The organism is Pantoea sp. AS-PWVM4, assembly GCF_000468095.1.
GTDB lineage: Bacteria > Pseudomonadota > Gammaproteobacteria > Enterobacterales > Enterobacteriaceae > Pantoea > Pantoea phytobeneficialis.
In genome coordinates this window covers 179,588-205,736 of record NZ_ASZC01000003.1, presented here as the reverse complement: position 1 = coordinate 205,736, position 26,149 = coordinate 179,588, and the positions used below count along the sequence as shown (strand labels likewise).

Sequence of the window (26,149 nt, the reverse complement as noted above, 5' to 3'; positions counted from 1 at the left end):
TGAAGAGGAAACTTTCGAGGGAAAAAATCCCCCGCAGTGAACTGCGTATGTTGAAGGGTATTTACCTGTCCTTTGAAGGACCGAATCATGCGCGAACTCCAGTGACCTTAGCCACACATCTGACAACGCTTATGATTAAAATGCATCATATTTGCGGTAATTTGCAACAGTAATTTTACCTGGTGACCAACAAAAAGTGACCAGGCTCCGTAAGCAGTTCACAGCTTAAATTAAATTTGTTTTATTTATCATGTAATTGATTAATTCGACTGCGCATGAAGTTTTTAGGAGGATTCGGAAATCATTCTGACCAGTTAATCCAACTAAAAAACATGAAAGATCGCTGCTCCGTTTTCGCAGTCTGGTCAGTGGAAAGTACATTTATTAATCAATCGGGTGTAAGAAGGAAAAAGGATGAGTTGACTGAGATAAATGGCCTTTACCCGGCTTCTATTCTCACTGAAACGTTTCTTGTGCAAAACGTGCGACAAAAAACCCGCCTCATTAATGAGGCAGGTGACATCTCGGGAGAAGGATTTATTTGGTCAGATATTCCGCTTCCGCTGCGGCAAAGCGTTGTTGAGCCATCTGCGAGGGTGCGCGGCCCAGCAGGCTAACAACGACAATCGCGATGCTGGCAAACAGGAAGCCCGGGATGATTTCATACAGACCCAGCCAGCCATATTGTTTCCACACCAACACCGTGGCGGCACCAATCACCATGCCAGCCAGAGCACCGTTACGTGTCATCCGCTGCCAGCACACACCGAACAAAACCACCGGACCAAAAGCCGCACCAAAGCCCGCCCAGGCATAACTGACCAGACCGAGTACGCGGTTATCCGGGTTTGACGCCAGCGCAATGGCGATCAATGCAATCAGCAGTACCATCAAGCGCCCAACCCATACCAACTCTTTCTGGCTGGCATTTTTGCGCAGGAAACCTTTATAGAGATCTTCCGTCAGCGCGCTGGAGCAGACCAGCAACTGACAGCTCAGGGTTGACATTACCGCCGCCAGAATGGCCGACAGCAGAATACCGGCAATCCACGGGTTAAACAGAATACGTGCCAACTCGATAAACACGCGTTCACCATTCTGGCTGACACCGCTCGCCTGCTCCGGATGGTTCTGGAAGTAAGCAATACCGAAGAAACCGACCGCAACCGCACCCGCCAGGCACAGAATCATCCAGGTCATGCCGATACGGCGCGCCGTTCGGATGGAGCGATGCGAATCAGCCGCCATAAAGCGCGCCAGAATATGGGGCTGACCAAAGTATCCCAGCCCCCAGCCCAGCAGCGACACAATCGCCACAAAATTCAGGCCTTTCAGCATATTCAGGTTTTCGAGGCTTTTCGCTTCAATCACCGCCAGTGAATCGGAGAAGCCACCCACCGCGACAATCACAATCACCGGGGTCAGGATCAGCGCGAAAATCATCAGGCTGGCCTGCACGGTATCGGTCCAGCTAACAGCCAGGAAACCGCCGACTAAGGTATACAGAATGGTTGCGGCAGCGCCCGCCCACAGCGCGGTCTGATAATCCATGCCGAAAGTGCTTTCGAACAGACGGGCACCGGCCACCACACCCGAGGCGCAGTAGATGGTAAAGAAGATAAGAATAACCAGCGCCGAGATAACGCGCAGAATCTTACTGTGATCCTCAAAACGGCTGGTAAAGAAGTCAGGCAGCGTCAGCGCATTATTATGATGCTCGGTTTGCACACGCAGGCGTCCGGCGACAATTTTCCAGTTCAGCCATGCGCCAATGGTCAGGCCGATTGCAATCCAACTCTCAGAAATGCCCGACAGGAAAATCGCCCCAGGCAGGCCCATCAATAACCAGCCGCTCATGTCTGATGCACCGGCTGAAAGCGCGGTGACTACGCTTCCGAGGCTGCGCCCACCGAGAATATAGTCATCAAAGTTTTTGGTTGAACGGTAAGCAACGAAACCAATCAACACCATCCCAAGGATATATACAACAAAAGTCACCAGCATCGGTGTACTGACACTCATTTCGTCTCTCCACTTGTTATTGGATCTCCATAAAGGCGCGGTATCCTGCCGCAAAGCGGCGTCTGGCACAATGCCTTTGAATACGCGGAGTTAACGACGTTTCACAGGTTGTGATCGGGGCAACAGCGGGTTGCACCGAAATAAACCTCCAGCAGATGAGTTGCAACCCTGGCGAGAATTTTGCAACAGACATCCTACTAACGACATGGCACACATTTAACACGGTTGCACAAAGTTGCAACATGGGTAATAGTGCAGATCACTTCAGAACTCTCTCTACTCTTTTGAGGAACAGGCAAGCATGGGAACCACCACGATGGGGGTGAAGCTGGATGAAGCTACCCGCGATCGCATTAAACTGGCAGCACAGAAGATTGATCGCACGCCGCACTGGCTGATTAAACAGGCAATTTTTAATTACCTGACACAGCTGGAATCCGGTGACGCATTACCGGAAATTCCGGTACAACTCATCGAGGGCGCGACGGAAGAACAAACGTCAGAAGAGTCGGTGCAACCTTTCCTCGATTTTGCCGAACACATTCTGCCGCAGTCGGTGACGCGTGCAGCCATCACCGCCGCCTGGCGTCGCCCGGAAACCGATGCAGTGCCAATGCTGCTGGAACAGGCCCGTCTCCCTGCCCCACTGGCGGAGAAAACGCATCAACTGGCGTACAGCCTCGCGGATAAATTACGGCATCAGAAAGGTGCAACCGGTCGCGCCGGGATGGTGCAAAGTCTGTTGCAGGAGTTTTCCCTCTCCTCGCAGGAAGGGGTCGCGCTGATGTGTCTGGCGGAAGCCTTATTGCGTATTCCGGACAAACCCACGCGTGACGCGTTGATCCGCGACAAAATCAGCAACGGTAACTGGCAATCCCACCTCGGTCGTAGCCCGTCGATGTTCGTAAATGCCGCCACCTGGGGTCTGCTGTTCACTGGCCGTCTGGTTTCGACTCATAACGAAGCGAATTTATCGCGATCACTCAACCGGATTATTGGTAAAAGCGGCGAGCCGTTGATTCGTAAAGGCGTGGATATGGCGATGCGCCTGATGGGTGAGCAGTTCGTCACCGGCGAAACTATCGCCGAAGCCCTGGCTAATGCACGCAAGCTGGAAGAGAAAGGTTTCCGTTATTCGTATGACATGCTGGGCGAAGCAGCGCTGACGGCCAGCGATGCCAAAGCCTATCTGGTGTCTTATCAGCAGGCGATCCATGCCATCGGCAAAGCGTCCAATGGCCGTGGTATTTATGAAGGTCCGGGGATCTCGATCAAACTGTCGGCACTGCATCCGCGCTACAGCCGTGCGCAATATGAACGCGTCATGGAAGAACTCTATCCAACGCTGAAATCCCTGACGCTGCTGGCTCGCTCTTATGACATCGGTATTAACATCGATGCAGAAGAAGCTGACCGTCTCGAACTGTCGCTCGATCTGCTGGAAAAACTCTGCTTCGAGCCAGAGCTGGAAGGTTGGAACGGCATTGGCTTTGTTATCCAGGCTTACCAGAAGCGTTGTCCGTTCGTCATTGATTACCTGGTCGATCTGGCACAGCGTAGCCGTCGCCGACTGATGATTCGTCTGGTGAAAGGCGCCTATTGGGACAGCGAAATCAAACGCGCCCAGATGGACGGCCTGGAAGGCTACCCGGTCTATACCCGCAAGGTGTACACCGATATCTCCTATCTGGCCTGCGCACGCAAGCTGCTGGCGGTGCCAAATCTGATCTATCCGCAGTTTGCCACCCACAACGCTCACACCCTCGCGGCCATTTATCAGCTGGCAGGGAATAACTATTATCCGGGCCAGTACGAATTCCAGTGCCTGCATGGCATGGGTGAGCCGCTGTACGAACAGGTGGTGGGTAAAGTCGCCGATGGCAAACTCAATCGTCCGTGCCGTATTTATGCGCCGGTAGGTACGCACGAAACCCTGTTGGCCTATCTGGTACGTCGCCTGCTGGAAAACGGTGCCAACACCTCATTTGTTAACCGCATCGCCGATACCTCATTGCCGATTGATGAGCTGGTCGCTGACCCGGTGACGGCAGTGGAGAAAATGGGCGCCAGCGAAGGCGCAATGGGGCTGCCTCACGCCAAAATTCCGTTACCGCGTGAGCTGTACGGAGAGAAACGTGTTAACTCTGCCGGTCTGGACCTGGCCAACGAACACCGTCTGGCCTCGCTTTCCAGTGCTTTGCTCAACAGCGCCAGCCAGCCGTGGCAGGCCCAGCCGCTGATTGAAGGTGAGCTGGCTGTCGGCAGCAGCAACCCGGTACTCAACCCATCTGCGCCAGCCGATGTGGTGGGGCACGTACGCGAAGCCACCCCGCAAGAAGTCTCACAAGCACTGGATGCGGCAGTGAATGCCGGCCCGATCTGGTTCGCCACCCCACCCCAGGAGCGTGCCGCCATTCTGGAGCGCGCTGCTGAGATGATGGAAAGCCAGATGCAGCAACTGATTGGCCTGCTGGTGCGTGAGGCGGGTAAAACCTATAACAACGCCATCGCCGAAGTCCGCGAAGCGGTTGATTTCCTCTATTACTACGCCGGTATGGTGCGTGACGATTTCGACAACGAAACCCACCGTCCACTCGGCCCGGTGGTGTGTATCAGTCCGTGGAACTTCCCGCTGGCGATTTTCAGCGGGCAGATTGCCGCCGCGCTCGCCGCAGGCAACAGCGTGCTGGCGAAACCTGCCGAGCAAACGCCGCTGATTGCCGCCCAGGCGGTACAAATTATGCTGGATGCCGGTGTGCCGTCTGGCGTGTTGCAGCTGCTGCCAGGACTCGGTGAGACTGTCGGCGCACAGTTGACCGGTGATGACCGTGTGCGCGGCGTGATGTTTACCGGTTCCACTGCGGTCGCGACGCTGCTACAACGCAATCTTGCTGGACGTCTTGATCCACAGGGCCGCCCTACTCCATTGATTGCGGAAACCGGCGGCATGAACGCGATGATCGTCGATTCATCAGCACTGACTGAGCAAGTGGTGGTGGATATTGTCGCCTCCGCTTTCGACAGCGCTGGTCAACGCTGCTCGGCACTGCGTCTGCTGTGCGTGCAGGAAGATGTCGCCGAACACACGCTGAAAATGTTGCGCGGTGCGATGGCGGAATGTCGCATGGGCAACCCAGAACGCCTCTCGACCGACATCGGCCCGGTGATTGATGCCGAAGCCAAAGCCAATATCGAGCGCCATATTCAGGCTATGCGCAATAAAGGTTTCACCATCTACCAGGCTGCACAGGAAAATCCACAGGACACGAAAGAGTGGGCGACCGGCACCTTTGTGAAACCGACGTTGATTGAACTGGAGCAGGTCAGCGATCTGGATAAAGAAGTCTTTGGTCCGGTGCTGCACGTTGTCCGTTTTGCGCGCAATAATCTGCCGCAGCTGATCGACCAGATCAATGCTTCCGGTTACGGTTTAACGCTGGGGGTGCATACGCGCATTGACGAAACCATCGCCCAGGTGACGGCAGGGGCCAAAGTCGGCAACCTCTATGTTAACCGTAATATGGTGGGTGCGGTGGTTGGCGTACAACCGTTCGGTGGTGAAGGTTTATCGGGCACCGGACCGAAAGCGGGTGGCCCGTTGTATCTGTATCGCCTGCTGGCGAACCGTCCGGATGGCGCGCTGCTCACAACGTTTGATCGTCAGGATGCTGAACGTCCGGTGGATAGCACCTTGCGTACCACCCTGCTGAGCGCACACCAGGCGTTGCAACAATGGGCGCAGGACAAACCCGAGCTGCTGGCCCTGACGCAACGTTATGACCAGTTGGCACAGGCCGGTACCGTCCGTCTGTTGCCGGGTCCTACCGGTGAGCGCAATACCTTTACTTTGCTGCCGCGTGAGCAGGTGCTGTGTATTGCCGACAACCAACAGGATGCACTGACGCAACTGGCGGCTGTCACCAGTGTCGGTAGTCAGGTGCTATGGCCGGATGACGAGCTACATCGTTCATTGCGTGCTGCCTTACCAGCGGCGGTACAGCAGCGTATTACGCTGGCAAAAGATCTGCTGGCCGCAGAGTTTGATGCGGTGATCTACCACGGTGATGCCGATCAGTTACGCAGCCTGTGCGAGCAGGTCGCAGCGCGTGAAGGTGCTATTGTTTCCGTGCAGGGCTTCGCCCGTGGGGAAACAAATTTGCTGCTGGAACGGTTGCTGATTGAGCGTTCTCTCAGCGTCAACACCGCAGCCGCCGGTGGCAACGCCAGTCTGATGACCATCGGTTAACATCATAAATAGAACATGCTTGCCCGTTATGCTGGCAAGCATGTAGAGACAAACCCGTAGCGGCGCGATTTATCGCGCTGTTTTAACAGATACGCGATAAATCGCGCCACTACGGAATGTGCTTGCTTTTCGTTATGCGGCTGTCTTTCTTCGCTTCATACCAATTAATGTCGGGAACACAAACAGCGACTGCCCCAACCCTCGATTAGTCAGTGACCACACCAACACCGAACACAACGAACAGATGGCTACGATGGCAATGGGATACAAGCACGCCCAAAGTATCGAGAACCACGCCTGCTCGTACAGATGATGGCGCTGCGCAAATAAAATGGCTGACATGCCAAAATATTCAATAAATATGCGATGAATAACATAAATTTGCAGGGTATTGCGGCCAATCCAGTTCAGATAGGTCATGCGGAAATGCGCATTCAGCCAGCGACAAATCGCCACGCTTAACAACACCGCGATGATGCACAGAAACAGGTTCCTGCCGACACCAAAGATAATGTTTACCCCCGCAAAGGCGGCCAGCAGTGCCCAGGGGACCATATTTTCCCGCTTCCAGCTACTGAGCCGCAGCATCAGTGGACTCCAGAACGCCCCCAGCAGGAAAAACAGAAGATATTGCGCCAGACTCTGCGGTCCCCAGTACGGGATAATTTTCACTACCGCCAGATAATTCAACACCACCGCCACCGCCAGCAACGCCATTCTCTGCTCACGAAAGATCTTGGCTAACAGGAAATAAATGCCCAGACCGTAGAGATACCATGACGTGCTCATCGCCATAAAGGTGAGCTTCAGAAACTCCAACAGCGATCCGGCATAGGCCGCATTGGTATTGTCAGAAATACGTTGCCCGGTGATTTCCGATGAAATGCCATCGATGGACCACCACTGAATAAATCCCCATAAAATATAGAGATAGAACAGATTGGTAATGCGGCTGGTGAAAACCTGCTTCCACGGGCGATTCATGATGCCATTCGCCGCCAGCAGTCCCGACACAAAGAAGAAGGCAGGCATACGCAGTGGCGACAGAATGGTATTAAACTTCACCCAAATTTCCGCTGGCAGCCAGCCTGCCGACAGATAATGCACGGTATTTTCGAATCCGGGTAAAACCGTATGGTAGAGCACCACTAACAAAATGCAGGTGCCTTTAAGGGTGTTCACCCATAATATCTCATCGGTCCTGGTGTTATTCATATGATTAACTCCCGCTGTGTCAGTCTTGAACGCGAAATTTGACGCCGAGAAATGAGGTATGACATTTTTAATAGTGAGAGGGATTATCAAACAGGCGGGGCAATCTGACTGTAGCGAAAGTCTTAAAAAATTTTTACTGGCCCTATATAACAATGCGTTACGTCATAACACCGGCCAGCATAACTAAGCAGGCTAATAATTTTCTCCATTTATTTAAACGTTAAAGTGAATATTGATACACATCAATCGCAAATAAACGCGGTCAATAATTAAGATTTACTCACCTGCTTTCAATCCACACGATAATCAAATAAAAGTAAAAATAAACAGCATGTAGCAGAGAGTTAAGAAAAAAAATTCTGCCTGTGCTGCTTGTAAATGGCGAAATGGCCAGTTTTCACTGGCCTGTATTTCATCAGGATACCGGCGATGATTTTGCTTCCGTGGCTTGCTTACGCAGTAAACGTGGGTAGAGAAACAGCATCCGCCCCGGACCATGATTTAATAGCGTCCAGACCACTAATGACAGCGAAGTACAGACGGCTACCCCTGCCAACGGCATCAGTAATGCCCATGCCCAGCTAAAGGTGGTGTTACCAAACCAGCCATAGTGCAAAGCGAGCGTTAGCGCACTTAATCCCAGCAGTTCAATAAAGATGCGGTGCAGCACATAAATCTGTAGCGTGTTCCGGCCAATCCAGTTAAGCCACGCCATATTGCAACGTTGATTGAGGAAGCGGCACAGCACAATGCCAAACACGATGGTCAGCAGGCTATAGAAGGGATTCTTGTAACTACCGCCGACATGATGCGCCACACCGATTAACGCGATACCGGCCAGGAGCAGCCAGTGTTGCCGCTCAAGGTGGCTGATGGCGATCAATCTCTCGCTAAAGAAAACGCCAAGCAGAAAGTAAAGATAGTTCTGAGCCACGCTGGCGGGGCCCCAACCGGGGATCAGACTGAGCTGTGCAGCATAGTTAGCCACAATTGCCAGCAGCACCAGCGCCACCTTCTGGCGGTGAAACAGCTTGGTGAACAGGAAAAAGCCTGCCAACGCATAAAGATACCAAAGGCTGGTCATCGACAGCAGCAGCAACTTGATGAACTGAAGTGGAGAATCCGCGTAGGCGGCGTTTTTCGCCGTCGATAAGCGGTCACCCATCATATGCGTTGAAATGTAGTGGATGCACAGCCACTGAATCACGCCCCACAGCAAATAAAGATACAGTATGTTGCTGAATTTCTTCGTAAACACTTCCTGCCAGCTTTTTTTACTGATGGCGCTCGCCGCCAGCAGGCCAGAGACGAAGAAGAAAGCGGGCATACGTAACGGGGAGAGGTATTTATTAAAGGTCACCCAGCCTTCAGCAGGGATGATCCCGGCGGTCAGATACTGCAACGATGGGGCAAAGGTGGTGATGATGGCGTGGTGCAGAACCACCAGTAAAATACAGCCGCCTTTTAGCGTATTGATCCAGAGAACCTCTTGCCTGGCAGACGTCATTGTTAAGTCCTGATTGTGTCATGAATTTGTAAATAATTATTTTTATTTATTAATTCATCACAATCAGTACCACTCTTAAAAAGACCGCAAGAACCCAGCAGAGTAAATGAAGGTAAAATAAATACTTAAAAATCAGAATAATGAAAAAATAAGACTGATTTTTTTCGGAAGAAACTGATGTGGGACAATGAGGAAAACGCCGTGAATCATCCACGGCGCTTAAGATTATTGATTAAGGAATTTATCGAGGAACTGTCGGGTACGGGCATGTTGCGGATTGCTGAACAGCGCCTTCGCCACCCCCTGCTCAACGATACGGCCCTGATCCATAAAGATGGCACGGTCAGCAACGTCGCGGGCAAAGCTCATCTCATGGGTGACAATCACCATCGTACGCTTCTCTTCTGCCAGCGCACGGATGGTATTCAGTACCTCCCCCACCAGCTCAGGATCAAGCGCTGAGGTGGGTTCGTCGAACAGAATCACCTGTGGGCGCATTGCCAGTGCGCGCGCTATCGCCACACGCTGCTGTTGTCCACCGGACAAGCGTCGCGGGAAGCTCTCTTCCTTACCGTGCAGCCCCACTTTCTCCAGCAATGAACGTGCACGCGCAATGGCCTCCGCTTTCGGTTCACCTTTGACGATCACCGGCCCTTCGATAATGTTTTCCAGTACCGAACGATGGGGGAACAGATTAAAATTCTGGAATACGAATCCCACCTGCTGACGCAGACGGCGCACCAGTTCCTTCTGTTTGTTGATGCCGAGAGCAGCATCGACGGCAATCTCGCCCACCCGGATGGTGCCACTATCCGGTACTTCCAGCAGGTTGATGCTGCGCAATAAGGTAGTTTTACCCGAACCGCTCGGCCCGATAATCGCAACCACTTCGCCAGAAGCCACGTCCAGATCGATACCGTGCAGCACCGTCTGGCCGTGAAACTGTTTCACCAGCTGACGTACTTCAATGGCACTCATTTCGCCTCCCGATCCTGACGATTAACATGCGCTTCCAGTCGATTCTGCAAGGCGGAGAGTACCGTCGCCATCACCCAATAAATCACCGACGCCGCCAGGTACATGGTAAACACCTCCAGGGTACGCGAGGTGATCAACTGCGCCTGACGGAACAACTCCGGCACCTGAATCGTGGCCGCCAGCGAGGTATCTTTCACCAGGCTGATAAAGCTGTTACCCAATGGTGGTAGCGCGGTACGTGCCGCTTGCGGCAGGATCACACGACGCAGCGTTTGCCACGGCGTCATACCGATACTGGCCGCTGCTTCCCACTGACCCCGCTCAATTGCAGCAATTGCGCCACGTAGCGATTCCGAGGCGTAAGCGGCGGTGTTTAACGACAGACCAATCATGGCGGAGGGAATGGGATCCAGCTCGATACCAAACTGCGGCAGGCCGTAGTAGATCATAAACAGCTGGGCGATAAGCGGCGTGCCACGAAAGATCGACACATAACATCGCGCCAGCCAGTTAATCGGCCAGAAGTGCGACAGGCGCATCAATGCCAGCACAAAGCCAAGTATCAGCCCGAAGAACATGCCGCCGATACTCAGTTGCAGTGTGAACACCGCGCCTTTGAGTAAAAATGGTGCTGAATCCAGCACCAGTTGTAGGCTTTCCTGCATTATTTAGTAACGTCCGCGCCGAACCATTTCTCGGAAAGTTTGCTCAGGGAGCCATCTTTCTGCATATCAGCAATCGCCGCATCAATCGCTTTCAGCAGATCATCATTACCTTTACGCAGTGCCACACCAGATTCCAGACGCGAGAAGGCCGGGCCTGCCACTGCCATGGTATCGCCAGTTTTCTTCACCAGATCCAGCGCGGCCAGACGGTCCACCAGGATGGCATCAAGGCGGCCTGAACGCAGGTCCTGATATTTGGTTGGGTCATCATCATAGGTGCGGATATCCACGCCCTTCACGTTATCACGCAGCCACTGTTCATAGTTGGAGCCAAGACCCACACCGACTTTCTTACCGGAGAGATCGTCCGGCTTAGTAATGCTGCCCGCGTTTTTCTTCAGCGTCAGCGCCTGCACACCGGAAATGGTGTACGGCGTGGAGAAGTCATATTTCTTTTTACGCTCATCCGAAATGGTGACCTGGTTGATGACCACATCGATACGTTTTGAATCCAGCGCGGCCAGCATACCGTCCCATTTGGTTGGTTTCAGGCTGGCTTTCACGCCAAGATGCTGCGCCAGTTGCTGGGCGAATTCCACTTCGAAACCGGTCAGCTTGCCGTTTTCATCCTGGAAGCTGAACGGCGGATAGGTCCCTTCCAGCCCCACCAGCAGCGTGCCGCGTTCTTTCACTTTATTCAGCAGATTTTCTGCCGCGAAGGTTTTCACATTGAAACCGGCGACCAGCGCCACCGCCATCACTCCCATCACCAGTTGGCGACGAACCTGTGAGAAAGCCATAAATACCCCATTTATTATTTGTGAGTTGTGTGTGTTGTGTGCGTTATTTCACCGGGTCAGGCAAATAACGGCCGGATTATAAACCTTTTTTTACCTGCGTCTCAGACCGAAGGATGATAAGCAAATAACGCGGGTGATCCGCCGGTATGGACAAATAACAACGGGCCTTCACGACGGAAACGGTTCTGGCTGATGCCGTCAATCAAACCGGCCATCGCTTTTCCGGTATACACCGGGTCAAGCATGATGCCTTCCAGCCGCGCCAGCAGCTTCACCGCCTCCATCCCCTCTTCGTTCGGTTCGCCATAGCGTGGAGCATAATATTCATCCCACAGCGTAATGGGCGCGCGCGCTGCAACCTCCAACTGCTGCGCCAGTGCCGTGCGGATGCGCTCAACCACGGGCAGTTGATCTGCCACTTTGCGCGACACCGTCACACCCACCAGCTCGCTGTCCGGCAGCAGTTGCTCCAGACCAACCGCCAGGCCAGCATGGGTACCGGCACTGCCGGATGCCACCACCACGGCGGCAAAATCCACCACGCCTTCGCTTTGATGCGCAATTTCCTGGGCACATTCCACATAACCGAGTGCACCCAGCGCATTGGAACCGCCCACCGGCACCACATAAGGACGAAAACCCTGTGCTTCGAGACGTTCAGCCTGCTCCGCCAACTGTGCCGTCGGATTATGCAACGCATCGACCATCACCACCTCGACGTCCATCAGGTCCAACAGCAGTCGGTTGCCGTTACTCAGGTAGTTTTGTGCCGTGGTGCCAATCGGGTTTTCCAGCAACGCCACGCACTTCAGACCAAGACGTGCCGCCACTGCCGCCGTCTGACGTACGTGGTTAGATTGTATTGCACCCGCCGTCAGCAGCACATCCGCGCCTTCGCGCAGCGCATCGGCCGCGAGGAATTCGAGTTTGCGTAGCTTGTTACCACCGAGCGCCACCGGGGTGAAATCATCACGTTTAATGAAAATATCACGCCCAAGATAGTCAGAAAGACGGGGCAAATGCTCTAGCGGCGTGGGCGCACCCAGCAGCTCAAGACGAGGGAATTGGTGCAAAAGATGTAAGGACAATGCAGCCTCCATTCGGGCAAATTGCAATTATTCTTACAGTGTTGCAGAAGATGAGAAAAGTCGCACCCGGAATTCACCGGGTGCAGTCCCTGTTGCTGGCGTCTTCGACAACAACAGGGGGAGGATCACAGTTAGCTGCGCTGCCAGCCTAAAAACTGGTCATATTTACGCAAAGCGATGCGGTAATTATTATTACCGGCATCAGGTAAATCGTTCTCCAGACACTCATGCCAGCTGTTGCCCCGCAAACGTTCTGCCGGGAAATTTTTCGCCTTGAGCATGTCATCGAGTCGACGTAAACGCACCACGTATTCGCGGATGGTGCTGTGACTCATCTCAGTCTGTTCAAAGAGGTATTGCTTGAACGCCATGATATCGAAGTAATTCGGATGAGTATTACAAAAAATATCGCTGCAAAAACGGCACAACGCAGTCAATTCCGGCTGGAGTTTCATCCACACCTGATCGTCAATCATTTGGTCCATGCGAGCAATGGCCTCTTTATTGATGATCTGGCCGCGGAACACTAACGCCATACGGTCAAGAACCTTGCCACAATGTGAACAATTGCTTTGGCTGTGCTTGTAGTCTTTAAGGTAGCGACTTAAAGGTCTGGCTTTGGATTTGGCTCCCATTGCTGAGTCCCCGGTTTTATTTTTTTTGGATCCCCAGGAACTGATTCTGTCAGCGCGCTCCCGTTAAACGGGCACGCAGGCGTTTGATCGCCTGACTGTGCAGTTGGCTGACGCGGGATTCGCCCACTTCCAGCACCGCGCCAATCTCCTTCAGGTTCAGTTCTTCCTGGTAGTACAGTGTCAGCACTAATTTTTCACGCTCGGGCAATGCCTCGATCGCTTCAATTACGCGCTCACGCAGATTCCCTTCCATCAGTTGATGAAGCGGGTTGGCTTCTTCATGCCCTTCCGTCACCAGCTCTGCGCTGTCACCGTGTTCTTCCCGATACTCGTCGTAGGAGAAGAGTTGGCTGTTGTTGGTATCGAGCAGAATCTGCCGATACTCCTCCAGCGAAACATTCAATTGATCAGCCACTTCCTGCTCGGTAGCCGCGCGCCCCATCGCTTGCTCTACCTGATGCATGGCGCCAGCCACTTCGCGCGCATTACGGCGTACGCTACGAGGTGCCCAGTCGCGACTGCGCAATTCATCCAGCATTGCTCCCCGGATACGCTGCACGGCGTAGGTGGTAAAGGCGGTGCCCTGTAACGCGTCGTAGCGTTCCACGGCATTCAGTAAGCCAATGCCACCGGCCTGCAACAGATCGTCAAGCTCAACGCTGGCGGGCAACCGTACCTGTAGGCGAAGCGCTTCATGCCGCACCAGAGGAACGTAGCGCTGCCAGAGCGAATGTTTATCCATCACGCCATCGGCGGTATAGAGATCGTTCACGTTGACTACCCTGCGTTAATAAAGTTATCGGCATGATTATCTAATTCTGTAGGGCGTTTTGATTGGAGGAATAGGCGGGCAAAGCGCGGTTATTTCAATTTGTAATTGATGGCGGCACAGCAGGCCGCCACCCAAGACTTCCCTAACGCAGATTACGCAGGCGCTGGCGCGTGCCGGGCGGTACGTTGTCCCATAACACGCAGGTTTTCCCCTCAAGCGACTGATAGAAAGGGCTAATGTTGCCATCGCTTTCAAGTTGCGCGTTGAACACCACCTGACCGGTTTCCGCATCGATGCTTAACATGCGGTTAATAAATAGCCGCTGTAAGTCACTACGCAGGAACAAACCGTTATCCACGCTGTTATCGGCGAGAAATCCTTCTTCATTTTCCTGAGTATCGATATGACAGGCTTCGACCCACGGCCAGCTGTGTCGTTCAGTCAATCGCGTGCCAGTAATTACGCAAGCGCCGTAGCGCGCTTTAACCGCCGCGCTAAACTCGGCCTGACTGGCACGCTGGAATACTCGCGCTTTAACCCGCCTGCCGACTTCAGTACCGGGCATCACCGCAATCGGGACTTTATGTTGCGGTGTACTCAGCACTACCAGGAATTGCACCTTGCGCGATAATGGAAAACAGGGATGAGCCTGTGGGTCGAACAACTGCCAATATTCGTCGTCTTCATTCTGGCGCATCAGCACCAGCTTAAAGCCACGGCTTGCCAGCAGGTTCTGCGCCTCTGCCGAATGGGGATCGAGCATCGCGTAAACGCGGGTTTCCCCGACGACCTTCCAGCGATTTTCTTTCTTTATTTCGTCAGTGCGGCGGAAATAGAGGAAAGCCTGCTGGTTCTTCAGGTAATGCTCAAAGCGACGCAGATAGTTTTTGCGTTCGTTGTCGTCCGAGACAAACAGCAGATCCTCGATCGGGCTATTGATCTCCTGCTGAGCGAACACCGCGCGGATCACCAAATTGCGATAGCTGGTTGACGGGCTCAGCAACCCACGGGCGGTAAGCTCTTTCTCATCAGGATTTTGCTGCATGTAGCGCAACGCGATCTCTTCGAAAGTCAGTAGCTCACCGGGTAACAAGTCATAATTGAAGCGCATAGACACCCCAGAAAATGGAAAAAGTACGGCAAAAATTCGTGTGATTCTGAAGGGAGTTATCGGCAGATTTGCAGGGTTCTGTAACAGGTTGGTTACTTTTTTATGGTAGCGAACAGTGGCCATCACCGGCAAAGCGCCCACGCAATTCAGTCCTGTGCAGTTTACGTCTGGACGAACTGGGCTTCCCGTCTTCGGATTGGCGCGCCCGTTTAAGCGAGGTGGTCCCTCTACTGCTGGAAGCAAACGTGTTGAAAAAGGCAAATTGAGCCAAAAACCCTGTCTGTTTATGCCATTGCACTGACCCAAGCCTGAATAAAATAAGACGGTTAAATTTACTCAGGCTAAGGTTGGACGCCATGTCTTCACCCTCCCGGGCGCTGCTGCTTGATGCGGGATTCGCCTCACTGCCCTTTCTGGATGTATTACGCCAGCACGGTTACCGCACGGCGGTGTGCGGCAGCAAAACCCAAGACCCTGGCCATCGTTTTGCAGATGACAGCAGTCCTGTTAACTATGGTGACGTGCAGCAAGTCATTGACCTGTGTCGCGAATGGGGCATTTCAGCCCTGCTGCCCGGCGTCACGGATGTCTCTTATCTCGCCGGCTCACGGGTCGCAGAACAACTTGGTTTTTCCGGATTCGACACTCCGGATGTTGCCGATACGTTGTTCCAGAAGGATCAGTTTCGCCAATGGGCACAGGCTAACCATTTCCCGGTGCCAGCAGCGGTACAGCAGTTAAGCGAAAGCAATGAATTGTCTTTACCGCTGATCGTTAAGCCAGTTGACGCCTACAGCGGATTAGGGATTACCCATATCTCTGAACGCGAACAGTTAGCTGTTGCTTTCCTCGCTGCTCAACAGGCTTCACGTAGCGGTGAAGCGTTAATTGAGCAGTTTATTAATGGCACGCTGCACAGCCACTCCGCCTTTATTCGTAACGGTGAAATCGTCTGCGAATTTTATGTCGATGAGTTTTGCACCGTTTATCCGTGGCAAGTCAACAGCAGTTCTCTCACCACGCAACTGAGCCGCACATTACAGGATCGCGTCAGCGATTGTCTGGCGACGTTAACGTCACAGCTCGGTCTGTGTGATGGCCTGCTACACACCCAGTTTATGACCGACGGCAACGATTTTTGGTTGATTGAACTGACACGACGTTGTCCTGGCGATCTCTATAGCCGCCTGATCAGCCTGTCGACCGGTGTGCCTTACAGCAGCCATTTTGTCGCACCCTTTATCAATATTGATGACCACTTTGACCAACGCCGCCCGGTACGCCAGCGCTTTATCGCCCGTCATACCGTCTCCGTCGCCGAAGCAACCCGTTTCGCGGGTTTTCACTTTGCTGCGTTACCGGCAAAAATACTCGATGTCATCCCCCTCAAGTTACCGGGCGATGCACTGGAAGCCGCTCCGCGCGACCGCGCAGGATTGGTGTTTGCCGAGTGCGACAGCCTGACCAGGCTGGCGCAACTGACGCCGCATCTGAACCAGTATCTTAATCCCCCGATGCAACAGGAGAGAAAGTCATGACCCAACCACTCAGGATTGCCTTCCTTGGTGGCGGCATCAATTCCGCCATCGGCCAGACCCACAAAATTGCCGCCCAGATGGATGGTGAATTCCATCTGGTCGCTGGCTGTTTCAGCCGCGATGCACAGATAAATCAACAAACAGCGCAGATCTGGGGCATCGCCACCGATCGTCTGTACGACCATTATGAAGCGTTGCTGGCAGCAGAACATTCACAACTGGATGCGGTGGTGATTCTACTGCCTACGCCGCATCATCTCGACGTCATCGTGCGCTGCCTTGAATATGGTGTCGCGGTGATATGTGAAAAGGCATTGGTGGAGTCAGTCGCCAGCGCGCTGGTGGTCAGTCACGCCCTGCAACGTACTGGTGGCCGCCTGTTTGTTACCTATAACTACAGCGGTTACCCAATGGTGCGCGAGCTGCGCCAGCGTATTGCCGATGGCGAGCTGGGGAATATCCAGCAGATCCTGGTAGAGATGCCGCAGGAGGGCTTTAGCCGTCGCAATATGGCCGGGGATGTCGCACGGCCACAAAGCTGGCGTCAGTCCGACGGCGTGATCCCCACGGTATCGCTCGATCTCGGTGTTCATGTGCATCAGTTAGTGGATTTTATTGCGCAACGTCGGGCGACCGATGTCTATGCGATCAATAGCCACTTCACGACGTTACCCAACATTATCGACACCGTTCATGCCGTTTCCCGCTATGAAGATGGTCTGGTATGCCAGTATTGGTACGGCAAGGCGGCGCTGGGTTACCGCAATGGCTTACGTATCCGGGTCATGGGCGATAAAGGTAGCGCAGAGTGGTTACAGGTGGAACCGGAAACCCTGAAACTCAGCAATGTGCACGGCCAGGTCACTTTGATTGACCGTACCGATAATGCCAACCGCATCGCTAACCTGCCACGCTACTGCCGCTTCAAGGCAGGTCATCCGGCTGGATTTATCGAAGCCTTTGCTAACTACTATGCGGATATCGCCCAGAGTTTACGTGGCGAACACAACGACTACAGTCAGGGTATTGATACGGCACTGAGCGGGCTGAATTTTCTCGAAAAAGCCCAACGCAGTGCCACGTTACACCAGCCAGTAACGCTGCTGGACTTGCTTTCCCATCCCGCCACTGCGACCGGTTAATGCGCTAACACTTTGCTCCCCCCTTTCGGGGGGAGCCGTTCTCAGGCCGCCGCGGTCTGACTGGCTGCCAACACAATATCAATAATGCGCGCTTGCTCTGTCTCGGTCAGCGTGGGATGGATCGGCAGGCACAGCACCTGCTGGGAAGTGGCACTGGCAACCGGCAGATTGTCAGGATGAGACGACTCATAACCTTTATACATCGGGAACTGCGAAATCAGTGGATAGAAGTAGCGACGGGCGTAAATCCCTGCGTCCTTCATCTGTTGATAAAGCTGGTCGCGCGTCAGTGGAAAGTGTTCCGGGTGGATAAACAGCGGGCAGTAGGCGTAATTCCATTCGGTTTGCGCATCCGCCTGCAACAACGATACCCCTGGCACCGCGGCTAACGCCTCAGCATAGCGTTGATAAATTCGCTGACGCACACCAAACGCGGCATCCACATGCTTTAGCTGCAACATACCAAAGGCTGCCTGGAATTCGCTCATTTTGCCGTTGATGCCCGCCGCTACGACCGTTGTTTCATCAGCAAAACCAAAGTTCTTCAGATAATCAATGCGACGTTTAATCTTCTCATCCGGGCAAATAATCGCACCGCCTTCGAAGGTATTAAACACCTTCGTGGCATGGAAACTCAGCACCGATAAATCACCATGATTCAGGATGCTGACCCCTTCGCGTTTCACGGCAAAAGCGTGGGCCGCGTCATAAATCACGCGTAAGCCATAGGTATCGGCAATGCGCTGAATCGCATCGGTGTCACACGGCAGGCCGTAGCAATGCACAGGCATGATGGCGCTGGTTTTCGGCGTAATTGCCGCCTCAATTTTAGCCGGGTCGAGGTTACAGGTCTGAGGATCGATATCGACAAACACCGGCTTGATGCCGTTCCACAACAACGAATGTGAGGTCGCCACAAAGGAGTATGGTGTGGTGATCACCTCACCATCAATACGCAGCGCCTGTAACGCGGTCATCAACGCCAGCGTACCATTAGAAAATAAGCAGATATGTTTCACGCCCAGGTATTCTGCCAGCGCAGCTTCCAGGGCCTGGTGATACGGGCCACCGTTGGTCAGGTATTTGCTCTGCCAGATATTTTCGAGGTAAGGAATAAACTCCTCCAGTGGCGGCAGTAAGGGGCTGGTCACCAGAATATTTTTGTTGTCGTAATGTGGCGCGATTTTTTTCATCGAGGCCCCCTGCGGGCAAAGTAATGTGTCACGGTTATTGGAGATCTACACCGGCCTGCTGCCAAAAGGTCGCAAGCGTGTTTGTCGTTAACTGGTTTTCGCGGTTTACTGGCGACACCACTGCTGGCTCAACGTTCTGATGCCATTCACGTAAGCGAGTAATCCAAACATTGTCTTTATTCCTTATCGCTGTTACTGACCCGCCGTGTGCCAACGCGATATGCTCACTGCACAACACCGGAAGCGAAGCCGCCTGGTAATGCAGCAGGGGCAAATTATCTTTGAAGCGGTTTTCATCATTGTTGAGACGAAACAGCACCGCCAGATTGACTTGCAGGGATATGATGTCATCAGCGTTCACTAGCACAGAGTGCGTTCGATGTATTTCACTCACACCGGCAAACCAACCGGCGGGAACATCGCCACGAATGACCCAATCGATAAATCCCGCGGTTTCGTTGATGACAGGGGCAAAGAAGCGCTTTTCAGCATCACTTAATTGCAGAGTGTCACATAAGACCCGCAGTTTCGTGCCGCGTGGGGCGACTCCTGACTGAAGTTTTGGCATGACCACCAACGATGGCAGGGAATAGACCGTTTGCTTACGTTTTTGCAGCCAGAGTTTTAACTCTTCGTTGCGTACCAGCCAGCCAGCGAGCCAATCGGCATGCAACAGTCCCTGGACCGCTTGCTGATTAATGCCAGCCTCAGGTAAACAATACGTCTGGCAACCGGTCATGGTGGTAATCGACTTAAGATGCCCTAGTTGGCGTTCGCCCACCTCCGCCGATATGATCAGCATGTCTGGCTGTAAGCGCACCAACACCCAAGGCGCGAGGGCATCATATGTGAGCAACGCAATCTGTTGTTGCTGCGCCATCGCACTCAGTATCTCGCCCAGGTAAGCGCTGGCGGGCATGCCGTTATCTCCCTGTACCCAAACGACGCGTGGGATGTTTGCCTGGGTGAATGCTGGCCACATTTGCTTGACGCTTTCATCAACCGTGAAGGGTTCGCCATACAGAGAATGACTGGGGTGATAGCCAGGGTCACAGAATAGACTTCTGCCCCATTGCTGCTGAAGATGCGAAGCCTCGACAGAAGATGGATTAAATCCACGCGCATCAGCATCAGTTGCGACCACACTGTGGGGCGTCCAGATGGACAGGTAACCAGCTTGCGCGACCTTGAGGAAAAAATCGATTTCCGCCAGAGCAATGTCGCCATAACTCTCGTCCAGTCCCTTCATCTCATGCCAGCATGTTTGGCGAACCACCAGGCATTGCCCATCTAACAGGCGAGAATAACGGTCACTTTGCAGGAAACCGGCGGCGATCATCGAATCCCAACGTTCCCCCTTACCAATGTGCCCGGCAAGGCCACGATAACCACCAATGATGCCAGCCGACAGGATATGCTGCTCCGTATGGATCAGTTTTGGACCAACCACAGCCACTTCCTGACGTTGAGCGTGATTCATCAGCGCAGAAAGCCAGTTATCACTAAAGAAAATCAGGTGAGGTTCGATAAAGCAAAGAAACTCGCCTTTGGCGTGTTGCGAAGCACGATTGCGTAATATTACAGGCTGCCAGCCGACAGTAAGATTAATCACCCGGATACGCGCAGGATCAATGCTTGCGAGTCCCTCCAGCCATGTATTGATCGTGCTATCACTATGTTGATGATTGATCACCAGCAATTCGGTATTTGCCCATGCGTTATATTGCAGCAAACTGGTGATTGCACGTTCAAGAGCCGCCAGTTTGTTGCCCGCCAGCAGTATTAAAGAAACCAAGGGCTGCGCTCGATGATGGTACACAACACGCATCGGCAAACCGGGTTGTACCTCTACGGAGGCCGTCGGATAACCTCGTTGGATTGTCAACGCGTTTAGCGCCTGAGCAGCCTCATCACTCTCCTCGGTGTGCACTTGCGGCTGCGGCAAAATACAGATCAGGTCGGGATAATGCCGAATAGCCATAACACCGGTGTGGAGATAAAGTTGTTGCAGCACGCTAACGTCCAGTGCCTGCGTTAAATGGGCTGTATCCAGCCATTGAGCGAATGCACTTCGCGCCAGCAGGCAGCGTTTGAGATAGATTTCGGGTGCGTTACTGAACAAATCCCAATCCCATTGCGGTTTGAGATGTGGAACCGGCTCACCGTTAGCATCAAGCCATAACTCGTCGGCATACACCGCCTGCACTTGCGTCTGACTCGCAAGGAAATGTGCCAGGCCCGGCCAGCACTCAGCGCTATAAAAACCACCAGCAGGAATACACTGCAACCAATCAAAAGTATCCTCAGCAACCTGCCGTGCCAACCACCCTCGCCAATGCGTCAGTGCAACAACCTCAACACCTTGCCTTGCGGCATCCTGACGCGATGAAACAATGACAATAGCCACGTAAGCAGGATGTTCAGCCAGCGTATCAAGCGTTAACGACAAGCGATCGGGATGTTCGGCATCATCAAAAATCGTGATAAGCAAACGAGGCATCTGCGTAAATTGCAGTTCGCTTTTCAGCGCGGGTGTCAAACTTCGGTTCACCAACCAATTTTCCAGGCGTCCTTCCCAAACCGTTTGCTGAAATTCTCTGGCTGCCTGCTGTGAAGAGCTCACCAGATGGTCAAGCTGTGACGCAGTCTGTTTACGGCGCTCAAGTAACACATCATGCATCTCTCCGATGTTACTGCGCACCCTCTCCAGGGTCCCAGGTTTGTCATCCCAACAATAGCCTAATCCATTTAGATCATTGATCGTTGCGGGTGTTACCGCATGCTGTTCATAGCCCCTGGCCGTCAACGCCACCACCGGACAACCACAGAGTACGGCTAGCAACCCTGTTCCCGAGGATTCATAGGTGTATAACGTACGGGTAGTTTTGAGTATTTCGGCGAGTTGTGGCAACGATAACGGATTACGCATGGAGAGAATCTGTATATCCGCAGGCAATGACGCGAAATCAACGGCAGATTCTGGAACTCGATTCAGGTACAGCACATCACGATTACGTTTACGCTGCTCATCACAAAACAGGTCAAGGTCATAACACTCAATATTGAGAATATTGGCGTGGTGGTGCTTTGCAGCGAACTCCGGTCGATACCAATAAAAGAGGTCGCCCACCTTGTCTTGTAATGTATTGCCATTAATTGCCGACTCACGGTTCAACATATATCGCACCACGACCGGAGCCTGATGTGGATTCCCGCTGACAACTTCTGGATAAACAGCAATAAACAGGCCGCCGCGCAAACGGTAGTCACGCAACTCTTTCCCGGTCACCGCCGGGGTATTCCATTCTGGATTGACCTTACAATTCACCATCCATGCGCGTCTGCCACTTTCATTTAACAGATGGCACAAGCGATGCATAACCTGCACGCCAGCAGAAGAGTCGCGGTAATCTGGCGCGATAATGAAATAAGGGAAATTTTCGTCCTGAATAGTCGTCATCATGGTTACGCGTATATTGAGCGGCAAGTGTTGCCGGGCAAATTTTCTCTATAGTAGCCATGACAGGTGACAACCAATCCCCAAAACAGAGGGCAAAAACGCGGCATTTTTCATATCAAAGGAAACAGGCTGGATGGGATACCCAGCCTGCATGACACAGTAATCAGGCGCTCCAGGCTTTGAGCCAGTTATCAACATGGGTGCCTTTGAGCATCCACTCTTCACGCACCTGCCGCTGGAGGGCGAGACCGGTTCGTTCACTTTCATTCAGGTCATTAAGATGCATACGGATCGCATCGACCCAATCTTTGAAGCGATTTTTCACGCGGGTCACCGGTAGGTTAGTGTGGCGATAACATTGGACATCGCTGCACACCACCGGGATGCCACAAGCGCCATACTCCATCAAGCGCAGATTGCTTTTGCAATCGTTGAAGATATTATCCTCTACCGGTGCCAGAGCCAGATCCAGATTCAGTGCAGCCAGCGTGGCCGGATAAAGACTGATGTCCACACCTGAATGATGTTCATGCACATAAGGGCGCAGTTTCTCCGGGCACATCCCCATGAACACCCATTCCACTTCGTTGGCAAGCGCTTTGACCACATCCGCTATCATTTCCAGATCCCCCTGATGACTGGAGCCACCAGCCCAGCCGACACGAGGTTTACGCCCTTGCCCACGTAGACTGTGTAGCCCTCCCCACCAGTTAACCGGCAAACGGTTAAGTACCACCTGAATATCAGGGTGGAAAGACGACAGGGCCTCAGCCAATGGCGGTGTCGACACCACGAAGCGGTCAAAATAGCTCAGGCTTTTACGTAAATGCCCCGATACTTCCTGCCGGAAATTGGCGCGGTTGTAGTGTTTCATGGGCAAATTAAGAATATAGTCATCCAGCTCAAACACTTTGAACATTTCGGGAATCTTACCGGCACGCTCAATCCAGGTATGGAAGGCAGGTGCATACCGGCGCTGGATAATCAAACTGTCTGGACGATACTGTGCCACCTCACTCAGGTTAAGCAATGAGAGAGAGGCGTTACCCTGTGCCTTGCCTTCCATTTGCATCGCGTGCAAGGGTTGCAGCATACGATAGTGACCGCAACCCGCCGTATCTGAGTGGTGGAGTAACAGCTGTGGTAAACCCGCACTTCTCACTGGCTGCCAGCACATTTCACTGTCATTGCTGATATCAAAATGTCGACCACGTTGCGACAGGTTGGTGTTATACGCAGGGTCGCGTCCAACTAACGGTAACCAGCGCTGCAACAGCAAATCCTCTTCCTGTTGCTTGAGTCGCGCCGCAGCCTGGATCGACACGCCCGCAAACGGACGTTTTCGATCTGCCGCCCGCAATACACGGGCATAGGGCGTCCACACTGTCAGATAGCCTTGATTTCGGGCGCGCAGGCAAAGATCAACGTCACTGAATAGCGTCAGGGTTTCATCGAAACCATTCAGAGCGGCAAACACCGTAAAACGAACAAGCATAAAGTCGCCCGATACGGCACTGTAGTTTTGATCGAGATGTAGGCGTCCTAGCGCAGACGGGGCCTTATCGTCATGGCCGCGAAATACATCGCCAGCGATGCCATTAACACCCAGGACAAAGCCCGCATGGCGCACTTTATTATCCGCCGACAGTTGCTTGCCTCCCACAATCGCCACTTCCGGGCGTTGCGCATGATTGAGCAAATTCGCCAGCCACTCGCCATCCGTAATGGCTAGCTCACTGTGCAAAAACATCAGGTATTCGCCCTGTGCATGTTCTGCTGCCAGATTCGCCATTGCGCCCTGATGCCATTCACCGTCGTAACGCACGACGCGGATACGCTCTACATCAACGGTTGCAATCGCCTCAAGCCAGTTATCGCGGTCCTGGCTATGCTGATTGTCAGCCACGATCATCAACTCGTAATGCTGATAACGTGTCTTCTCCATCAATGTTGTGACACAGGTGATCAACGCCGCCAGGCTTTCCCCGGCCAGAATGATTATGGAAACCTTGGGTTGATCAGCATGGTTATAGCGCAGCCGATAGTTGTAGTAGCCATCAAGCGCAATTTCCGCCTCTGCATAACCACGGTTGTGCAGATGACGCTGGATAATCTGTGCATCCTGCGCAATATCTCGTGGTCGAAGATGAGCTGTCAGAAGTGGTTCCGCGAGGTGACCGACGACATTCAACCCCTGCGATTCAATCAGTTTGACGATCAGATCCAGTTCAGCTGACTGGTTAAAATTGATGTCAAACCCTTCTGCTGCGAGTAACAGTTCACGACGAAATAGCCAGTGTCGTGCCATGGACTTCGGTGAACTGAGCAACATATCCAGATTGAAATCAGGTCGGAATGCCAGACCTGCGGGTTGCTGTTCAATATAGAAATACTCATCTGCATACAGCGCCAACACGTCATCCCGTGATGGCAAAGTGGTAGACAACGCCATTAGTCCGGAGAGATTAAAACGTGTTCCGGCCTCAACACACATCAACCAAGTGTACGACTGCTCAGCAATGAGCTGGTTAATTACCGCAAGTCGGGATTCAGCTGATGCAGGCCAGGCTGGGACTCCCTGCGTATTGTCAGTTACCTCACCGACCAATAAAGGGGTAAGTACCAATAATGGCGAAGAAAAATCACTCAGGGATGTTAACGTGTCATTCAGCTGCTCTACATTTTCAGGCGTGACGATAATGATGATCGCAAGGCTCGCAGGCTGTGGTGCACGATCGCTCAACTGTTCCAGCGCCGCCTGGTGAACCGGCTTCAGACTTCGTACCGCATTCCAGTGAAAAAGCGTACTGAGACTGAGTGCATGATATTGCAACTGCCTGACATTATGCTGCGTAAATGCCGCTGGCTGTGATAAGGGCGCAACAGAGATGAGCTCTGATGGCCCTTTTGCGCTGCTCTGCCAGGATGCTTGCCGCAAAAACTGAATCACTCTCTCTCGCGACGTCCGAGCCGGCTCGTCATCCTCGATCTGATGAGGTTGAGGATGGACATCAGAAACGCGTACTGCGCAGAGTGGGGTCGGGAACCAAACCACATCACCCTGTGCTAACAATTTGCTATACAAAACCAGTGCACCTGCTGGTGCTAATGTTTCATTCTCAAGGGTGAACAGCGCCTCTGGTTCTGGCATCAGTGCCAACAGGCACTCCCGCCTGATTAAGGTCGCACTGAGGTCACCGATCAGGTTGTAGCTGAGACGACATTGATAACGCAGCAGGTCGGTACCCTTTACCAGCCCCGGATGTGGCAAAAATGCCGCTGTGGATAACGTATCCGCCACATCCTCACCGCCTGCATCAAGTCGCTTACGTTTGGAGACAGCCAGCACCGCCTGAGGCAGGCTTTCTAACGCCTGGACCATCGTTGAAACACATTGAGGTGCCAATTGATCGGCAAAACTCAGCAACTTTATGTATTTGCCTTGTGCCGAATGGATCGCTTCAGCCAGTGCTGTTGAGTACCCAGTTGGAAAGATTAAGTGCCTGACGGTATGTCCTGGCTGATTGAGATAAGGTTGTAACCGTTGACCAATAAACTGTTTGCCACTGGTATCGGAGACCAGAATCTCACAATGCGGATAGTCCTGTGCCAGGGCGCTTTTAAGCGCTCCCTCCAGCCATACGGGAACGTGTGCAGTGATAATAATGCTGACAAGTGGAGAGTGATTCATCAGAGGCCCTTCGCTGGAATACGTTGCGCCAGCACTCTTTGTCAGGCGCAGAAAGACGAGTATTCCTCATGATAAAGAGCCTCTCT

At 53.0% G+C, this 26,149-nt stretch carries 16 protein-coding genes; 3 read left to right on the top strand and 13 right to left on the bottom strand.

What is annotated here, in order from left to right; genetic code table 11:
• Positions 1–537: 537 nt before the first annotated feature.
• Entirely contained in the window at positions 538–2,022 is a 1,485-nt protein-coding gene (gene putP / locus L579_RS03540) for a sodium/proline symporter PutP (protein ID WP_021182901.1), read from the bottom strand.
• 301 nt (positions 2,023–2,323) lie between these two features.
• Here putP and putA point away from each other — a divergent pair, with 301 nt between their 5' ends.
• Positions 2,324–6,268, top strand: a complete 3,945-nt coding sequence (gene putA, locus L579_RS03535; protein ID WP_021182900.1) for a trifunctional transcriptional regulator/proline dehydrogenase/L-glutamate gamma-semialdehyde dehydrogenase — start codon at positions 2,324–2,326, stop codon at positions 6,266–6,268.
• 132 nt (positions 6,269–6,400) lie between these two features.
• On the opposite strand, the gene L579_RS03530 is transcribed toward putA, so the two are convergent.
• The 9 genes from L579_RS03530 to L579_RS03490 all read right to left on the bottom strand — a co-directional run bounded on the left by L579_RS03530 (position 6,401) and on the right by L579_RS03490 (position 15,039).
• Entirely contained in the window at positions 6,401–7,483 is a 1,083-nt protein-coding gene (locus L579_RS03530) for an acyltransferase family protein (protein ID WP_021182899.1), read from the bottom strand.
• Between the two features lie 415 nt (positions 7,484–7,898).
• Positions 7,899–8,990: an acyltransferase family protein gene (locus L579_RS03525; protein WP_021182897.1), complete on the bottom strand. Its 1,092-nt coding sequence runs from the start codon at positions 8,988–8,990 to the stop codon at positions 7,899–7,901.
• 225 nt (positions 8,991–9,215) lie between these two features.
• Complete coding sequence (tcyN, locus tag L579_RS03520) at positions 9,216–9,968, bottom strand: L-cystine ABC transporter ATP-binding protein TcyN (protein ID WP_021182896.1); 753 nt, start codon at positions 9,966–9,968, stop codon at positions 9,216–9,218.
• Positions 9,965–10,633, bottom strand: a complete 669-nt coding sequence (tcyL, locus tag L579_RS03515; RefSeq protein ID WP_021182895.1) for a cystine ABC transporter permease — start codon at positions 10,631–10,633, stop codon at positions 9,965–9,967. The genes tcyN and tcyL overlap by 4 nt, the downstream gene beginning before the upstream one ends.
• Positions 10,633–11,433 carry a cystine ABC transporter substrate-binding protein gene (gene tcyJ, locus L579_RS03510; RefSeq protein WP_021182894.1) on the bottom strand — a complete coding sequence of 267 codons (801 nt, stop codon included), beginning with the start codon at positions 11,431–11,433 and terminating at the stop codon, positions 10,633–10,635. The genes tcyL and tcyJ overlap by 1 nt, the downstream gene beginning before the upstream one ends.
• 101 nt (positions 11,434–11,534) lie before the next feature.
• The gene (locus L579_RS03505; protein ID WP_021182893.1) at positions 11,535–12,521 is read right to left on the bottom strand and encodes a D-cysteine desulfhydrase; all 987 of its coding nucleotides are present in this window, start codon (positions 12,519–12,521) and stop codon (positions 11,535–11,537) included.
• Between the two features lie 131 nt (positions 12,522–12,652).
• Entirely contained in the window at positions 12,653–13,156 is a 504-nt protein-coding gene (gene fliZ, locus L579_RS03500) for a flagella biosynthesis regulatory protein FliZ (RefSeq protein ID WP_013509525.1), read from the bottom strand.
• Between the two features lie 49 nt (positions 13,157–13,205).
• A complete protein-coding gene (locus L579_RS03495; RefSeq protein ID WP_013509526.1) occupies positions 13,206–13,928 on the bottom strand; it encodes an RNA polymerase sigma factor FliA in 723 nt (240 codons plus the stop codon).
• 142 nt (positions 13,929–14,070) lie between these two features.
• Positions 14,071–15,039 carry an HNH endonuclease signature motif containing protein gene (locus tag L579_RS03490; protein ID WP_021182891.1) on the bottom strand — a complete coding sequence of 323 codons (969 nt, stop codon included), beginning with the start codon at positions 15,037–15,039 and terminating at the stop codon, positions 14,071–14,073.
• Between the two features lie 356 nt (positions 15,040–15,395).
• Between L579_RS03490 and L579_RS03485 the strand changes: the two genes are divergently transcribed.
• Together L579_RS03485 and L579_RS03480 are read left to right on the top strand one after the other, a co-directional pair.
• Entirely contained in the window at positions 15,396–16,577 is a 1,182-nt protein-coding gene (locus tag L579_RS03485) for an ATP-grasp domain-containing protein (RefSeq protein WP_021182890.1), read from the top strand.
• Positions 16,574–17,719: a Gfo/Idh/MocA family protein gene (locus L579_RS03480; RefSeq protein ID WP_021182889.1), complete on the top strand. Its 1,146-nt coding sequence runs from the start codon at positions 16,574–16,576 to the stop codon at positions 17,717–17,719. The genes L579_RS03485 and L579_RS03480 overlap by 4 nt, the downstream gene beginning before the upstream one ends.
• A 41-nt stretch (positions 17,720–17,760) precedes the next feature.
• Here the strand turns inward: L579_RS03480 and L579_RS03475 are convergent, their stop codons facing one another.
• From L579_RS03475 to L579_RS03465, 3 genes are all read right to left on the bottom strand, one after another.
• Complete coding sequence (locus L579_RS03475; protein ID WP_021182888.1) at positions 17,761–18,912, bottom strand: DegT/DnrJ/EryC1/StrS family aminotransferase; 1,152 nt, start codon at positions 18,910–18,912, stop codon at positions 17,761–17,763.
• Positions 18,913–18,946: 34 nt separating this feature from the next.
• On the bottom strand, positions 18,947–22,375 hold the full coding sequence (locus L579_RS03470) for a glycosyltransferase family 2 protein (protein WP_021182887.1): 3,429 nt from the start codon (positions 22,373–22,375) through the stop codon (positions 18,947–18,949).
• A 160-nt stretch (positions 22,376–22,535) separates the two neighbouring features.
• On the bottom strand, positions 22,536–26,063 hold the full coding sequence (locus L579_RS03465; protein WP_021182886.1) for a glycosyltransferase: 3,528 nt from the start codon (positions 26,061–26,063) through the stop codon (positions 22,536–22,538).
• Between the last annotated feature and the right edge of the window lie 86 nt (positions 26,064–26,149).

Bases quoted from the DNA above. Each gene is read 5' to 3' on its own strand.
- putP (WP_021182901.1), bottom strand. From the start codon at position 2,022: ATGAGTGTCAGTACACCGATGCTGGTGACTTTTGTTGTATATATCCTT.
- putA (WP_021182900.1), top strand. From the start codon at position 2,324: ATGGGAACCACCACGATGGGGGTGAAGCTGGATGAAGCTACCCGCGAT.
- L579_RS03530 (WP_021182899.1), bottom strand. From the start codon at position 7,483: ATGAATAACACCAGGACCGATGAGATATTATGGGTGAACACCCTTAAA.
- L579_RS03525 (WP_021182897.1), bottom strand. From the start codon at position 8,990: ATGACGTCTGCCAGGCAAGAGGTTCTCTGGATCAATACGCTAAAAGGC.
- tcyN (WP_021182896.1), bottom strand. From the start codon at position 9,968: ATGAGTGCCATTGAAGTACGTCAGCTGGTGAAACAGTTTCACGGCCAG.
- tcyL (WP_021182895.1), bottom strand. From the start codon at position 10,633: ATGCAGGAAAGCCTACAACTGGTGCTGGATTCAGCACCATTTTTACTC.
- tcyJ (WP_021182894.1), bottom strand. From the start codon at position 11,433: ATGGCTTTCTCACAGGTTCGTCGCCAACTGGTGATGGGAGTGATGGCG.
- fliZ (WP_013509525.1), bottom strand. From the start codon at position 13,156: ATGGGAGCCAAATCCAAAGCCAGACCTTTAAGTCGCTACCTTAAAGAC.
- L579_RS03490 (WP_021182891.1), bottom strand. From the start codon at position 15,039: ATGCGCTTCAATTATGACTTGTTACCCGGTGAGCTACTGACTTTCGAA.
- L579_RS03485 (WP_021182890.1), top strand. From the start codon at position 15,396: ATGTCTTCACCCTCCCGGGCGCTGCTGCTTGATGCGGGATTCGCCTCA.
- L579_RS03480 (WP_021182889.1), top strand. From the start codon at position 16,574: ATGACCCAACCACTCAGGATTGCCTTCCTTGGTGGCGGCATCAATTCC.
- L579_RS03475 (WP_021182888.1), bottom strand. From the start codon at position 18,912: ATGAAAAAAATCGCGCCACATTACGACAACAAAAATATTCTGGTGACC.
- L579_RS03470 (WP_021182887.1), bottom strand. From the start codon at position 22,375: ATGATGACGACTATTCAGGACGAAAATTTCCCTTATTTCATTATCGCG.
- L579_RS03465 (WP_021182886.1), bottom strand. From the start codon at position 26,063: ATGAATCACTCTCCACTTGTCAGCATTATTATCACTGCACACGTTCCC.